The organism is uncultured Pseudacidovorax sp. (assembly GCF_913773995.1).
GTDB lineage: Bacteria > Pseudomonadota > Gammaproteobacteria > Burkholderiales > Burkholderiaceae_C > Xenophilus.
In genome coordinates this window covers 84,023-96,798 of sequence record NZ_CAJYES010000190.1, presented here as the reverse complement: position 1 = coordinate 96,798, position 12,776 = coordinate 84,023, and the positions used below count along the sequence as shown (strand labels likewise).

General features: G+C 69.9%; 12 protein-coding genes. 8 read left to right on the top strand and 4 right to left on the bottom strand.

Features of this window, described 5'->3' with window-relative positions:
- The first annotated feature begins 88 nt into the window (after nucleotides 1–88).
- Nucleotides 89–595 carry a hypothetical protein gene (locus tag QZ772_RS18185; RefSeq protein ID WP_295529167.1) on the top strand — a complete coding sequence of 169 codons (507 nt, stop codon included), beginning with the start codon at nucleotides 89–91 and terminating at the stop codon, nucleotides 593–595.
- A 45-nt stretch (nucleotides 596–640) separates the two neighbouring features.
- Here the strand turns inward: QZ772_RS18185 and uraH are convergent, their stop codons facing one another.
- Nucleotides 641–991: a hydroxyisourate hydrolase gene (uraH, locus tag QZ772_RS18180; protein ID WP_295529165.1), complete on the bottom strand. Its 351-nt coding sequence runs from the start codon at nucleotides 989–991 to the stop codon at nucleotides 641–643.
- A gap of 118 nt (nucleotides 992–1,109) precedes the next feature.
- Between uraH and QZ772_RS18175 the strand changes: the two genes are divergently transcribed.
- From QZ772_RS18175 to QZ772_RS18160, 4 genes are read left to right on the top strand one after another with little or no spacing between them, the layout of a single operon-like run.
- A complete protein-coding gene (locus QZ772_RS18175; protein ID WP_234196637.1) occupies nucleotides 1,110–1,775 on the top strand; it encodes a GntR family transcriptional regulator in 666 nt (221 codons plus the stop codon).
- Nucleotides 1,776–1,782: 7 nt separating this feature from the next.
- Nucleotides 1,783–2,742: an allantoinase PuuE gene (puuE, locus tag QZ772_RS18170; RefSeq protein ID WP_295529163.1), complete on the top strand. Its 960-nt coding sequence runs from the start codon at nucleotides 1,783–1,785 to the stop codon at nucleotides 2,740–2,742.
- 12 nt (nucleotides 2,743–2,754) lie between these two features.
- Nucleotides 2,755–4,554 (top strand): 2-oxo-4-hydroxy-4-carboxy-5-ureidoimidazoline decarboxylase, encoded by a 1,800-nt coding sequence (gene uraD, locus QZ772_RS18165; RefSeq protein WP_295529161.1) that lies wholly within the window; start codon nucleotides 2,755–2,757, stop codon nucleotides 4,552–4,554.
- Nucleotides 4,551–5,789, top strand: coding sequence for a M20/M25/M40 family metallo-hydrolase (locus tag QZ772_RS18160; protein ID WP_295529159.1), 1,239 nt, complete (start codon nucleotides 4,551–4,553; stop codon nucleotides 5,787–5,789). The genes uraD and QZ772_RS18160 overlap by 4 nt, the downstream gene beginning before the upstream one ends.
- A gap of 185 nt (nucleotides 5,790–5,974) precedes the next feature.
- Here QZ772_RS18160 and QZ772_RS18155 read toward each other — a convergent pair whose 3' ends face one another.
- Both QZ772_RS18155 and QZ772_RS18150 read right to left on the bottom strand, forming a co-directional pair.
- A complete protein-coding gene (locus QZ772_RS18155; RefSeq protein WP_295529157.1) occupies nucleotides 5,975–6,586 on the bottom strand; it encodes a LysE family transporter in 612 nt (203 codons plus the stop codon).
- A gap of 315 nt (nucleotides 6,587–6,901) precedes the next feature.
- Complete coding sequence (locus QZ772_RS18150) at nucleotides 6,902–7,882, bottom strand: LysR family transcriptional regulator (RefSeq protein WP_295529155.1); 981 nt, start codon at nucleotides 7,880–7,882, stop codon at nucleotides 6,902–6,904.
- Between the two features lie 120 nt (nucleotides 7,883–8,002).
- Here QZ772_RS18150 and QZ772_RS18145 point away from each other — a divergent pair, with 120 nt between their 5' ends.
- The 3 genes from QZ772_RS18145 to QZ772_RS18135 all read left to right on the top strand — a co-directional run bounded on the left by QZ772_RS18145 (nucleotide 8,003) and on the right by QZ772_RS18135 (nucleotide 11,679).
- Nucleotides 8,003–9,412, top strand: a complete 1,410-nt coding sequence (locus QZ772_RS18145) for a M20 family metallopeptidase (RefSeq protein WP_295529153.1) — start codon at nucleotides 8,003–8,005, stop codon at nucleotides 9,410–9,412.
- Between the two features lie 110 nt (nucleotides 9,413–9,522).
- A complete protein-coding gene (locus QZ772_RS18140; protein ID WP_295529151.1) occupies nucleotides 9,523–10,503 on the top strand; it encodes a tripartite tricarboxylate transporter substrate binding protein in 981 nt (326 codons plus the stop codon).
- Nucleotides 10,504–10,605: 102 nt separating this feature from the next.
- Entirely contained in the window at nucleotides 10,606–11,679 is a 1,074-nt protein-coding gene (locus QZ772_RS18135; RefSeq protein ID WP_295529149.1) for an AI-2E family transporter, read from the top strand.
- A gap of 16 nt (nucleotides 11,680–11,695) precedes the next feature.
- On the opposite strand, the gene QZ772_RS18130 is transcribed toward QZ772_RS18135, so the two are convergent.
- Nucleotides 11,696–12,601, bottom strand: a complete 906-nt coding sequence (locus QZ772_RS18130) for a LysR family transcriptional regulator (RefSeq protein WP_295529147.1) — start codon at nucleotides 12,599–12,601, stop codon at nucleotides 11,696–11,698.
- Nucleotides 12,602–12,776: the final 175 nt, after the last annotated feature.

Below are 12,776 nucleotides of genomic sequence, written 5' to 3'. Positions count from 1 at the left end.
GGTGCCGCGCAGCACCCCGGGCGGAGCCCGCAGGCGCCGTCATCAATGGAAACACGGCCGCGCCGCGGCGCAGGTATAAAGCCGCGCCATGACCAAGAACACCCTCTCGCGCCTGGGCCTGCTGGCCGCCTGCACCGGGGCCGCCGCATGGCTGGCCGGCTGCGGCAGCACCGGCTCCACGGTGCCGGGCCAGATCTCCGACGCCACGGCGCCACGCGAAGCGGTGGCCGCCGCCGAACCTGCGGGCAGCTCGCGCGCCCGCACGCCGCGCGAGTACCGGCAGGACGCGGCCCGCCATGTCTACGCCCGCAACGCGACGCGCATTTACGCGGGCAAGCTGCCACCCATGCTCTACGCCGTCGGCGTGCTGGAAGTGAAGCTCGACGCGCGCGGCCAGGTCACCGGCATGCACTGGCTGCGGGCGCCGAAGCACGCACCGGACGCCATCGCCGGCATCGAGCGCACCGTGCTGGCCGCCGCGCCTTACCCGGTTGCCACGCGGCTCGGCCCTGTCGTGTGGACCGACACCTGGCTGTGGGACAAGAGCGGCCGCTTCCAGCTCGACACGCTGAGCGAGGGCCAGCTGCAGCAGTGAGACAGGCCCGCCGCTGCCGAACCGATGCAGGGGCGGGCGATGCATTCAGGAACCCCGGTACGTGGAGTAGCTCCACGGGCTCACCAGCAGCGGCACGTGGTAGTGCTGGTCGGTGTGGGCCACGCCGAAATCCAGCGCCACGCGGTTGAGGAAGTTGGGCTGCGGCAGCTCGACACCGCGCGCCTTGAAATATCCCGCTACATCGAACACCAGCCGGTAGGTGCCGGCCTTGAGGCTGTTGTTGTCGTACAGCGGCCCGTCGCTGCGGCCGTCGTGGTTGAGGGTGAAGCGCCGCACCAGCGTGGCCGCCTCACCGTCCGTCGTGTAGAGCGCCACCTCCATGCCGGCGGCGGGGCAGCCGTGCATCGTGTCCAGTACGTGGGTGCTCAGGCCCATGGGGCATCTCCTTGCGAGTCGTTGAAAGGGACGGCGAAGCCTACCGGGGCGCGACCGGCGCGATCCGTCCACAAAAGTGTATACACATTTGTGTCGTGAAGCTATCATGCCCGCCATCATGGAGCCGACCACGACACGCGCGATCGTCGATGCCCTGACCCGGGCCATCGTCGAACATCGGCTGCAGCCAGGCAGCAAGCTGGCCGAGCAGAAGCTGGCCGACCACTTCGGCGTCTCGCGCACGCTGGTGAGGCAAGCTTTGTTCCAGCTCTCGCAGAACGGGCTGATCCGACTGGAACCCGCGCGCGGTGCCTTCGTGGCCGCGCCCTCGGCCGACGAGGCCCGCCAGGTGTTCGGCGTGCGCCGCATGCTGGAGGCCGAGATGGCGCGCGAGTTCGCCCGCCAGGCCACGACGGCGCAGATCAAGGCCCTGAAGGAACACGTTGCACAAGAAAAGGCCGCCGTGGCCGGGGAGGACGTGGAAGGTCGAACCGAGCTGCTCGGCGACTTCCATGTGCGCATGGCGGAGCTGATGGGCAATCAGGTGTTGGCGCAGATCCTGAGCGATCTGATCTCGCGCTGCGCCCTGATCACGCTCATGTACCAGAGCGCCGCCGAGGCCGCGCATTCCAACGACGAGCATGCCGACATCGTCCGCGCCCTGGCGGCGCGCGACGGCGACAAGGCCGCCCGGCTGATGACCGAGCACCTGCAGCACGTCGAGGACAACCTCACCCTGGACCGCAAGGTTCCCACCAGCGACATCACGCTGGCGCTTTCCTGAGACCCCCATGCCCACCGTCTACGACGCCACCCTTCCCTATCCGCGCGACCTCGTCGGCTACGGCCGCGACGTGCCGCATGCCCGCTGGCCGGGCGGTGCCCGCATCGCGGTGCAGTTCGTCCTCAACTACGAGGAGGGCGGCGAGAACAACGTGCTGCACGGCGACCCGGGCTCGGAGCAGTTCCTGTCCGAGATGTTCAACCCGGCGAGCTACCCCGACCGGCACATGAGCATGGACGGCATCTACGAGTACGGCTCGCGCGCGGGCGTGTGGCGCATCCTGCGCGAGTTCGAGCAGCGCGGCCTGCCGCTCACGGTGTTCGGCGTGGGCATGGCGCTGCAGCGCTACCCCGAGCTGGCCGTCGCCTTCAAGGAGCTGGGCCACGAGATCGCCTGCCACGGCTGGCGCTGGATCCACTACCAGAGCGCCGACGAGTCGCTGGAGCGCGAGCACATGCGCCTGGGCATGGAAGCGATCGAGAAGCTCACCGGCGAGCGCCCGGTCGGCTGGTACACCGGGCGCGACAGCCCGCGCACCCACCGCCTGGTGGCCGACGACGGCGGCTTCGAATACGACAGCGACTACTACGGCGACGACCTGCCCTTCTGGATGAAGGTGCAGAAGACCGACGGCAGCGTGGTGCCGCAACTGATCGTGCCCTACACGCTGGACTGCAACGACATGCGCTTCGCCCTGCCCCAGGGCTATTCGCATGCCGACCCCTTCTTCCAGTACATGAAGGACAGCTTCGACGCGCTCTATGCCGAGGGCGACCCGGCGGGGCTGGACCGGCCCAAGATGCTGAGCATCGGCATGCACTGCCGCCTGCTGGGCCGCCCGGGCCGCATCACGGCGCTGCAGCGCTTTCTGGACCACATCGGCCGCCACGACAAGGTGTGGGTCTGCCGTCGCGTGGACATCGCGCGCCACTGGCGCCAGACATACCCCTTCACCGACGCGGCCTGAGGAGACACGACCATGGCCCTGACCATCGAACAACTCAACGCCGCCTCCGCCGCCGACGCCGTCGCACTGCTGGAAGGCACCTACGAGCATTCGCCCTGGGTCGCCGAAGGCGCGCTGGCCGAGCGGCCCTTCCGCTCGCTGCAGCACCTCAAGGCCGCCATGGCCCAGGTCGTGACGCGCGCACCGGCCGAGCAGCAGCTCACCCTCATCCGCATGCACCCGGAGCTCGCCGGCAAGGCGATGGAGAGCAACGCCCTCACCGCCGAATCGACCAACGAGCAGAGCAAGGCGGGCCTGACGGCCTGCACGCCCGAGGAGCTGGCGCGCATCCGCGAGCTCAATGCGGCCTACGGCCAGAAGTTCGGCTTCCCCTTCATCCTGGCCGTGCGCGGCCCGCGCGGCACCGGCCTGCCCAAGGCCGAGATCCTGGCCACCTTCGCACGGCGGCTGAACAACCACCCGGACTACGAGCGGGCCGAGGCGCTGCGCAACATTCACCGCATCGCGGAGATTCGCCTCAACGACAAGTTCGGCGTCTCGCCCGAGCTGGGCAACCAGGTGTGGGACTGGCAGGAACAGCTGGCCGTGCACAGCGACCCCGGCTTTGCCGAGCAGGGTCAGCTCACCGTCACCTACCTCACCCAGGCGCACCGTGCCTGCGCGCTGCAGATCAGCACCTGGATGCACGAGGTGGGCTTCGATTCGGTGGAGATCGATGCGGTCGGCAACGTCATCGGCCGCTACGAGGCCGAGGGCTTCGTCACCAGCGGCGGTGCCGTGCCCGGCGCGCCCACGCTGCTCACCGGCTCGCACTACGACACCGTGCGCAACGGCGGCAAGTACGACGGCCGGCTGGGTATCTTCGTGCCCATGGCGTGTGTGAAGGAACTGGCCCGCCAGGGCCGCCGGCTGCCCTTCGCCTTCGAGGTGGTGGGCTTCGCGGAAGAGGAAGGCCAGCGCTACAAGGCCACCTTCATCGGCTCGGGCGCGCTCACCGGCCACTTCAACCCAGCCTGGCTGGACCAGGCCGATGCCGACGGCATCACCATGCGCGAGGCCATGCAGCAGGCCGGCCTGAAGATCGAGGACATCCCGAAGATCCAGCGCGACCCGGCCAAGTACCTGGGCTTCATCGAGGTGCACATCGAGCAGGGCCCGGTGCTCAATGAGCTGAACCTGCCGCTGGGCATCGTCACCTCCATCAACGGCGGCGTGCGCTACGTGGGCGAGATCCACGGCATGGCCAGCCATGCCGGCACCACGCCCATGGACCGCCGCCGCGACGCGGCCTGTGCGGTGGCCGAGCTGATCCTTGCGGCCGAGAAGCGCGCCCGCCAGGACGCCGACTCGGTCGCCACCGTGGGCATGCTGAATGTGCCGGGCGGCTCAATCAACGTGGTGCCGGGCCTGGCCAAATTCAGCCTGGACATCCGCGCGCCACGCGACGACCAGCGCAATGCCGTCATCGCCGATGCGTTGGCCGCGCTGGAGGAGATCTGCACCCGCCGCGGCCTGCGCTACACGCTCGAAGAAGCCATGCGCGCCGCCGCCGCACCCAGCCATCCGGATTGGCAGGCCCGCTGGGAGACTGCTGTCGAATCGCTCGGCGTGCCACTTTTCCGCATGCCCAGCGGCGCCGGCCACGACGCCATGAAGCTGCACGAGGTCATGCCGCAGGCCATGCTCTTCGTGCGCGGCCTCAACGGCGGCATCAGCCACAACCCGCTCGAATCCACCACCAGCGACGACATGCAACTGGCCGTGCTCGCCACGCAGAAGCTGCTGGACAACCTCGCGAAAGAACAACGATGACCGACTACGCCCAGCTCGACGCCTGGATCGACGCCCATTTCGACGAGGAGGTGAAGTTCCTTCAGGAGATGGTGCGCGTGCCCACCGACACCCCCCCGGGCAACAACGCGCCGCATGCCGAGCGCACCGCCGAGCTGATCGCCGGCTACGGCTTCGAGGCCGAGAAGCACGCCGTGCCCGCGCAGGAGGTCAAGGACTACGGCCTCGAGTCGATCACCAACCTGATCGTGCGCCGCCGCTATGGCGACGGCGGCCGCACCGTGGCGCTCAATGCCCACGGCGATGTGGTGCCGCCCGGCGAAGGCTGGACGCACGACCCGTACGGCGGCGAGATCGTGGACGGCAAGCTCTACGCCCGCGCCGCGGCCGTGAGCAAGAGCGACTTCGCCAGCTTCACCTTCGCCGTGCGTGCGCTGGAGGCAGTCGCGAAGCCGGCCAAGGGCGGGGTCGAGCTGCACTTCACCTACGACGAGGAGTTCGGCGGCATCCTGGGCCCCGGCTGGCTGCTGAAGAACGGCCTCACGAAGCCCGACCTGATGATCGCCGCCGGCTTCAGCTACGAGGTGGTCACGGCCCACAACGGCTGCCTGCAGATGGAAGTGACGGTGCACGGCAAGATGGCCCACGCCGCCATTCCCACCACGGGCGTGGACGCGCTGCAAGGCGCGGTGCACATCCTCAATGCGCTGTATGCGCAGAACACGCTCTACCAGCAGGTCACGTCGAAGGTCGAGGGCATCAGCCACCCGTACCTCAACGTGGGCCGCATCGAGGGCGGCACCAACACCAACGTCGTGCCCGGCAAGGTGGTGTTCAAGCTGGACCGCCGGATGATCCCGGAGGAGAACCCGGCCGAAGTCGAGGCCGCCATCCGTGACGTGATCGCCAAGGCCGCGGCCGAGTTCAAGACGCCGGCTGGCGGCATTGAGGTCGAAGTCAAGCGCCTGCTGCTGGCCAATTCCATGAAGCCATTGGCGGGCAACCAGCCGCTGGTCGAGGCCATCCAGAAGCATGGGGAACAGCTCTTCGGCCAGCCAATCCCGGCCATGGGCACGCCGCTCTACACCGACGTGCGGCTGTATGGCGAGGCCGGCATTCCCGGCGTGATCTACGGCGCCGGGCCGCGCACGGTGCTGGAGTCGCACGCCAAGCGCGCCGACGAGCGCCTGGAGCTCGAAGACCTGCGCCGTGCCACCAAGGTGATCGCGCGCACGCTGGCCGACCTGCTGGCCTGACGGGGTTGGGGCTGGGCTTCGACAGGCTCAGCCTGAACGGTTGGTGTGGATCGGAGGACTGGGCCACTCAGCCCGAACGGTTGGGGTGGATCGGCGGGGCGGGCCGCTGACCGTTCGCGCTGCGCTTGGTCTGTCCTGAGCGTGTCGAAGGGTCGAAGCGCCGCCCCACTCGCGGCACTACGCGCTCAGCCGCGCAACGGCAACAGGATGCCTATGGCCGCGAACAGCGCGCCGCAGGCCCGGTTGAAGCCGCGGCCCACACGCGCCAGCCAGGCGGTGATGCGCTGGGCCAGGCTGGCCAGCACCAGTTCGGTCAGGAACTCGATCAGCAGGAAGGTGCCCGCCATCACCGCGAACTGCACGGCCACGTTGCGGGCCGGGTCCACGAACTGCGGCAGGAAGGCGGCGAAGAACAGGATGCCCTTGGGGTTGGTCGCCGCCGCCAGAAAGCCCTGGCGGAAGAGCAGGACGCCCCGCGCCTGCACCGCATTCGCCGGCCGCGCCACCTCGATGGGCGGCGACCGCCAAACCTGCACGCCCAACCACACCAGGTACGCACCGCCCAGCCACTTGAGCACCGTGAGCCACACCAGCGAAGCCTTCAGCAGCGCGCCGATGCCGAACATCGACAGCGCGATGACGAGCAGAAAGCCGGCGCTGCCGCCAAAGAGCGTGTAGAGCGTGCGGCGGCGTCCATGCAGGGCGCCATGGGTCAGCGCCAGCAGGCTGTTGGGACCGGGCGAGAGCGACAGGCCGAGGGCGGCGAGGGTGTAGACGAGCCAGACGTGCAGGGCCATGGGCAGGAGGAGCAGCGAGCATAGCCTTGCCAGTTGGCGGCGTGATTGCGACCCGGGGTGCTTGCGCCGGGCTTCGACAAGCTCAGCCTGAACGGTTTGGGGGTGATCCTGGCACGGGGGGGATATTGGTACGGGGGGGCTGATCCTGGTATGGGGGGCGATCCTGGTATGGAGGGCGATCCTGGTACGGTGGGATGTTCCTGCCACGGCGGTGCGGAGGTGAACCTGATGCCAGGGCGGTCCGCGCGGGCCTGATGCACCCACACCCGTTCGCGCTGAGCCTGTCGAAGCACCGGCCCCTGAGCTTCTACGCGCTCAGCCCGAACGGCTGCGCGAGATCGAGACTCGCGCCGGCGCCACCCGCCGCGCCCGCCCCAGCTTGCGCCGCCCGACCGCCTGGATGGCCTGCGCCAGGTGCGTGGCAAAGGCCCGCACCGGCTCGGTGGGCGTGCGGCCTGGCAGCGACAGCAGCCGCAGCCGCCGCTGCTGCAGGGGCGCCTCGGCAAAAGGCCGCGCCACCACCGTGCCGTCGGCGATCAGATGCGCCACCGTCAGGTGGCCCGACAGCACGATCCCCGGCGCGCGCAGCAGGGGCAGCAGCACCGACGAGAAGTTGCTCTCGAAGGCCGCCGCATAACGCAGCCCCTGCAGGCTGCAGGCCTGGTCGAAGAGCTGGCGCGTGGTCATGCCGCGGCTGCCCAGGTAGAGCGGAAAGGCCACCACCTGCGCCACCTCCACCGCCGTGTGGCGCGCCAGCGGATGCTCGGGCGCCATCACGGCATAGACGGGTGCGGGCGCCTCGTATTCCACATGCAGGTCCGATTCGGGCGCGACGCTGTACTTGAGGCCCAGGTCCGCCTCGCCGCGCAGCAGCCAGCGCGCCACCTCGTCGGGCGAGCCGACGCGCAATTCCAGCCGCGCTTCGCCATGCCCATCGCGGAAGGCCTGCATCACGCCCGGCATGAACTGCGGCGCGAAGCCCTCGGTGCAGGCCACGCACACGCGCTGGGCCTGCACGCGGCCCAGGGCGCTCGCCTGCTCCAGCGCCTGCAGACCGTCGGCCACCGCATGGCGCAGGTAGGCGGCCAGGCGCTCGCCGGCGGCGGTGGGCGTCATGCCGCGCGTGCGGCGCTCGAAGAGCGGCGTGCCCATCTCGTCCTCCAGCCGGGCGATCTGCCGGCTCACGGCCGAGGGCGCCACATGCAGCCGGGCGGCGGCCTGGTTGACCGAGCCGGTCTGCGCCACCTCCAGGAAGTGGCGCATCGGAATGCTGAGCAGTTGGGGAGCGCGGGCCATGGCTTCCGATTCTGCCGCCGACGGCATTGCCTTCAGGGCAATACCCCCTCGACAAAACGATAGGCCAGGCAACGGGTTTCCGGCCTTCCCCTTGCATGCATCGCCGGCACAGGATCACCCATGCACCGAAACGATGCCCTCACCCTGGCCCAGTCGGCCTTCGACAGTGGCCGCCTCTTCGCCGACCTGCGCCGCCGGGTCGCCCTGCGCACCGAAAGCGATGGCGGCAACGTGCCACCGGCGCTCGCCGCCTACCTCACGGACGAATTGCGGCCCAGCCTCGAAGCCCTGGGTTTCGACTGCCGCCTCTGCCCCAACCCCGACCCGAAGGGCGGCCCGTTCCTCATCGCCCGCCGCGTCGAGGACCCGGCCCTGCCCACGCTGCTGAGCTATGGCCACGGCGACGTAGTGAGCGGCCAGGACGCGCAGTGGCGCGAAGGCCTCGCGCCCTGGACGCTGGTGGCCGAGGGGGAGCGCTGGTACGGCCGTGGCACGTCCGACAACAAGGGCCAGCACAGCATCGCGCTCGCCGCGCTGGAAGCCGTGCTGCAGGCCCGCGGCGGCCGGCTCGGCTTCAACATGACGTGGCTGTTCGAGACCGGCGAGGAAGCCGCCTCGCCCGGCCTGGCCGCCGTGTGCGCGGCCGAGCGCGCCGCGCTGGCGGCAGACCTGTTCATCGCCAGCGACGGGCCACGTGTGGGCACGCGCCAGCCCACGCTCTTCCTCGGTTCGCGGGGGGCCGTCAACTTCACGCTGCGCATCCGCAGCGGCCGCACGCGCGGCTACCACTCGGGCAACTGGGGTGGCGTGCTGGCCAATCCGGCGACGCGCATCGCCCATGCGGTCGGAACGCTGGCCGACGCGCACGGCCGGCTGCTGGTGGAAGCACTGCGCCCACCGCCGCTGGACGATGCCGTGCGCCGTGCGCTGGCCGACATCCCCATCGGCGCCGAGCCGGACGATCCGGCACTGGATGCGGGCTGGGGCGAGCCCGGCCTGACGCCGGCCGAACGGCTCGTCGCCTGGAACACCTTCGAGGTGCTGGCCCTGGAAGCCGGCCATCCGCAGCGGCCGATCAACGCCATCCCGCACCAGGCGGCGGCGCATTGCCAATTGCGATTCGTAGTCGGCACCGACTGGGAGCACACGGCCGAGCATGTGCAGGCCCACCTGGCGGCCCATGGCTTCGATGACGTCGAAGTCCAGGTCACGCTGGCCGGCGCCGCGACGCGGCTCGACCTGCGCAATCCGTGGGTGGACTGGGCGGTCGGATCGATTACCCGCAGCGCCGGTCACGCGCCCCACCTGCTGCCCAACCTGGCCGGCTCCCTGCCCAACGACATCTTCGCCACCCAGCTCGGCCTGCCCACGCTGTGGGTGCCGCACGGGCATGCCGGCTGCGCCCAGCATGCGCCGAACGAACACCTGCTGGTGCCGCTGGTGCGCGAAGGCCTGGCCGTGATGGCCGGCCTGTACTGGGACCTGGGCGAGCCGGGCGCGGCACCCTGGCCGGATCGCCCCATGGCCTGACGGGGACACCAAACCGGTTTCCACATTGGCGGGCGATCCGCGCTGCATGCGCGGGCGCTGCTGCGCCTTCCCATCTCTTTGCTTTTCGGACTTTCTCCAAGGACATTCCCATGAACAAACGTCATTTCCTCGGCACCAGCGCCGCCCTGGCGCTCGGCGCCGCCCTGCCCGCCCTCGGCTTTACGCAGGAACCCTGGCCCACCCGCAGCGTGCGCCTGGTGGTGCCCTTCCCGCCGGGCGGCGGCACCGACATCGTGGCCCGCGCCCTCGGCCAGAAGCTCGCGGAGCGGCTGGGCCAGCCGGTGGTGATCGACAACAAGCCCGGCGCCTCCACCATCATCGGCACCGACGCCGTGGCCAAGGCCGCACCGGACGGCTACACGCTGCTGCTGTCGGGCTCCACCAGCTACAGCGTCAATGCCGCGCTGCGCGCCAGACTGCCCTACGACCCGGTGCGCGACCTGGCGCCCATCGGCATCGTGGCGCGCACGCCACTGGTGCTGGTGGTGGCGGCCAGCGCGCCGTGGCGTACCGTGGGCGACCTGGTGCGCGCCGCCAAGGCCAAGCCGCAGGCCATCCGCTATGCCACCTTCGGCAGCGGCTCCGGTCCGCACCTGGCGGGCGAACTGTTCGCCCTGGCCTGCGGCGCGAAGCTGCAGGACGTGCCTTACAAGGGCAGCGCCCAGGCCACGATCGCCGTGATGGGCGGCGAGATCGAGATGGGCATCGACACCGTCGCCGCCGTGGCGCCTCATGTGCGCGCCGGCAAGCTGCGCGCCCTGGGCATCGTGGGCGCCACGCGCTCCAGCCTGCTGCCGGACGTCAAGACCCTGGCCGAGCTCGGCCTGCCCGAGGCCACCTTCGACGCCTGGTACGGTCTGGCCGCACCGGCCCGCAGCCTCACGGCCGCGCTGGACCGGCTGGCCAAGGAAACCCGCGCGCTGCTGGCCGACCCTGCTCTGCAGACCACGCTCAAAGCCCAGGGCATGGAGCCCGTGTGGATCGACGCGGCGGCCTTCCGCAGCCAGATGGAAGGTGAGATCTCGCGCTACCGCGCCCTGGCCCACCGGGCCAACATCCCGATGGAGTGAAGAAGTTTGGCGCTTCGTGAAGAAGCGCACGCCGGCCCCGGTGTCGGCGGCATCCCCTCCGACAGCTTGCGGTCATGGCGGGCGGCTACATTCGCTGCCACCATGAATTCCCCTCAGCTGCAGCGCGGCTTCTTCCTGTTCCTGCTGGCGGCCGTGACCGTCGCCTTCGTCTGGATCCTGATGCCCTTCTTCGGGGCCGTGCTGTGGGGCGTGGCGCTGGCCATTCTGTTCACGCCGCTCTACAAGCGGCTGCTGAACAAGTTCGGCAACCGGCGGCGCACACCGGCGGCGCTCGCCACCCTGGCCCTCGTGCTGGTGATCGTGATCATCCCGCTGTCGATGATCGCGGTGACGCTGGTGCAGGACGTGGTGCTCGTGACTCAACGCATCCGCTCGGGCGAGCTCAATTTCGTCAACTACTTCCAGCAGATCGTCGGCGCGCTGCCGGGCTGGGCCACCAACCTGCTGGACCGCTTCGGGCTGGGCAACTTCGAGGCCATCCTCGAGAAGCTGAGCGCGGGGGCGGCCCAGGGCAGCCAGATGCTGGCGGCCCAGGCCGTGAGCATCGGCCAGAACACCTTCGACTTCCTGGTGAGCTTCTTCGTGATGCTCTACCTGCTGTTCTTCCTGTTGCGTGACGGCGCGGACCTGTCCAAGACCATCCGCGAAGCCGTGCCGCTGGCACGGCCGCACACCCACTACCTGCTCAACAAGTTCACCACCGTCATCCGCGCCACCGTCAAGGGCAACGTGGTGGTGGCGGCGGTGCAGGGCACCATCGGCGGGCTGGCTTTCTGGGCGCTGGGCGTGCAGGGCGCGCTGCTGTGGGGCGTGGTGATGGCCTTCCTGTCGCTGTTGCCGGCCGTGGGCGCGGCGCTGATCTGGGGGCCGGTGGCCATCTATTTCCTGGCCACGGGCGCCATCGTCAAGGGCCTGGCGCTGGTCTTCGTAGGCGTGTTCGTGATCGGCCTGGTCGACAACCTGCTGCGCCCCATCCTGGTGGGCAAGGACACGCAGATGCCCGACTACATCGTGCTGATCTCCACCATCGGCGGCATGGCACTGTTCGGCATCAGCGGCTTCGTGATCGGGCCGGTGGTGGCGGCGCTGTTCATGGCGGTTTGGGGGCTGTTCATGGCCTCGAACGAAGAGGACGGCAACGCGCCACGCACCTGAGCGCAGCCCAGCGCCGTCAACCCGAGCGCCACCAGCCTTCGCCGAAGCGGCCCTGCAGGAAGGCCGTGAAGGCCGCCACCTTGGCGGGCACCAGCCGGGGCGAGGGAAAGACGGCGTGGATCTCCTGCTCCTGCAGTTGGTGATCGGCCAGCACCGGCACCAGCCGCCCCTGTGCCAGTGACTCCTCCGCCACGTAGCGCGGCAGGAGGGCGATGCCCAACCCCTCCCGCGCCGCCGCCAGCACCGCCGACAGGTTATTGGAGCGCAAGCGCCCGGTCACCGGCACCGTCAGCGCCTCGCCGCCCGGCCCGTGCAGGCGCCACACGTCGTCGCCCACCACGCTGCTGTAGATGAGCGCCTGGTGCGCCGGCAGGTCGGCCGCGGCGGCCGGCACACCCCGCCCCTGCAGGTAGGCAGGCGAGGCCGCCATCACCCACGGATTGCTGCCCAGGTAGCGGGCGCCCAGCGTGGAGTCGGCCAGTTTGCCCATGCGGATGGCCACGTCGATGCCCTGGGCCACCAGGTCCACGTAGCGGTCGTCGAAGCTCAGGTCGACCTGCACCTGCGGATGGGCGCGCATGAACTCCAGCGCCAGCGGCACCACCACCCGCCTTCCGAAGGCCACCGATGTGCCGATGCGCAGCAGCCCCTGCGCCTCGCTGCGGGCCTGCCGCGCGATGTCGTCGGCCGCCTGCACGTCACGCACGATGGCCTTGCACTTCTCGTAATAGAGCGCGCCCGCCTCCGTCAGGCTCACACCGCGGGTGTTGCGGTTGAGCAGCCGCACACCCAGGCGCCGCTCGGTGGCGGCGACCTGCTTGGTCACCGTGGGCTGCGTGGTGCGGAACTCCCGCGCCGCCTGCGAGAAGCTGCCGCTCTCGGCCACGCGCACGAACATTTCCATGGCCTGCAGTCGGTCCATCGGGGTTGTCTCCTTGTTGGCGCCGCCGCCTGTTATCGGCCGACCGTGGCCATCGGCACCGGGCAGCACGTCGGAGATTACCTGCTCGTCGGTGACGGGCCGAAGCATGAGGCTGCGGCCCCCGGCGTGCGCCGAATTCGACCCGAGCTACGGGAATCTCCCAAGGTCGCATCCT

What these genes read in the sequence shown, in the direction of transcription:
- QZ772_RS18185 (WP_295529167.1), top strand. Translation starts at nt 89, where the DNA reads ATGACCAAGAACACCCTCTCGCGCCTGGGCCTGCTGGCCGCCTGCACC.
- uraH (WP_295529165.1), bottom strand. Translation starts at nt 991, where the DNA reads ATGGGCCTGAGCACCCACGTACTGGACACGATGCACGGCTGCCCCGCC.
- QZ772_RS18175 (WP_234196637.1), top strand. Translation starts at nt 1,110, where the DNA reads ATGGAGCCGACCACGACACGCGCGATCGTCGATGCCCTGACCCGGGCC.
- puuE (WP_295529163.1), top strand. Translation starts at nt 1,783, where the DNA reads ATGCCCACCGTCTACGACGCCACCCTTCCCTATCCGCGCGACCTCGTC.
- uraD (WP_295529161.1), top strand. Translation starts at nt 2,755, where the DNA reads ATGGCCCTGACCATCGAACAACTCAACGCCGCCTCCGCCGCCGACGCC.
- QZ772_RS18160 (WP_295529159.1), top strand. Translation starts at nt 4,551, where the DNA reads ATGACCGACTACGCCCAGCTCGACGCCTGGATCGACGCCCATTTCGAC.
- QZ772_RS18155 (WP_295529157.1), bottom strand. Translation starts at nt 6,586, where the DNA reads ATGGCCCTGCACGTCTGGCTCGTCTACACCCTCGCCGCCCTCGGCCTG.
- QZ772_RS18150 (WP_295529155.1), bottom strand. Translation starts at nt 7,882, where the DNA reads ATGGCCCGCGCTCCCCAACTGCTCAGCATTCCGATGCGCCACTTCCTG.
- QZ772_RS18145 (WP_295529153.1), top strand. Translation starts at nt 8,003, where the DNA reads ATGCACCGAAACGATGCCCTCACCCTGGCCCAGTCGGCCTTCGACAGT.
- QZ772_RS18140 (WP_295529151.1), top strand. Translation starts at nt 9,523, where the DNA reads ATGAACAAACGTCATTTCCTCGGCACCAGCGCCGCCCTGGCGCTCGGC.
- QZ772_RS18135 (WP_295529149.1), top strand. Translation starts at nt 10,606, where the DNA reads ATGAATTCCCCTCAGCTGCAGCGCGGCTTCTTCCTGTTCCTGCTGGCG.
- QZ772_RS18130 (WP_295529147.1), bottom strand. Translation starts at nt 12,601, where the DNA reads ATGGACCGACTGCAGGCCATGGAAATGTTCGTGCGCGTGGCCGAGAGC.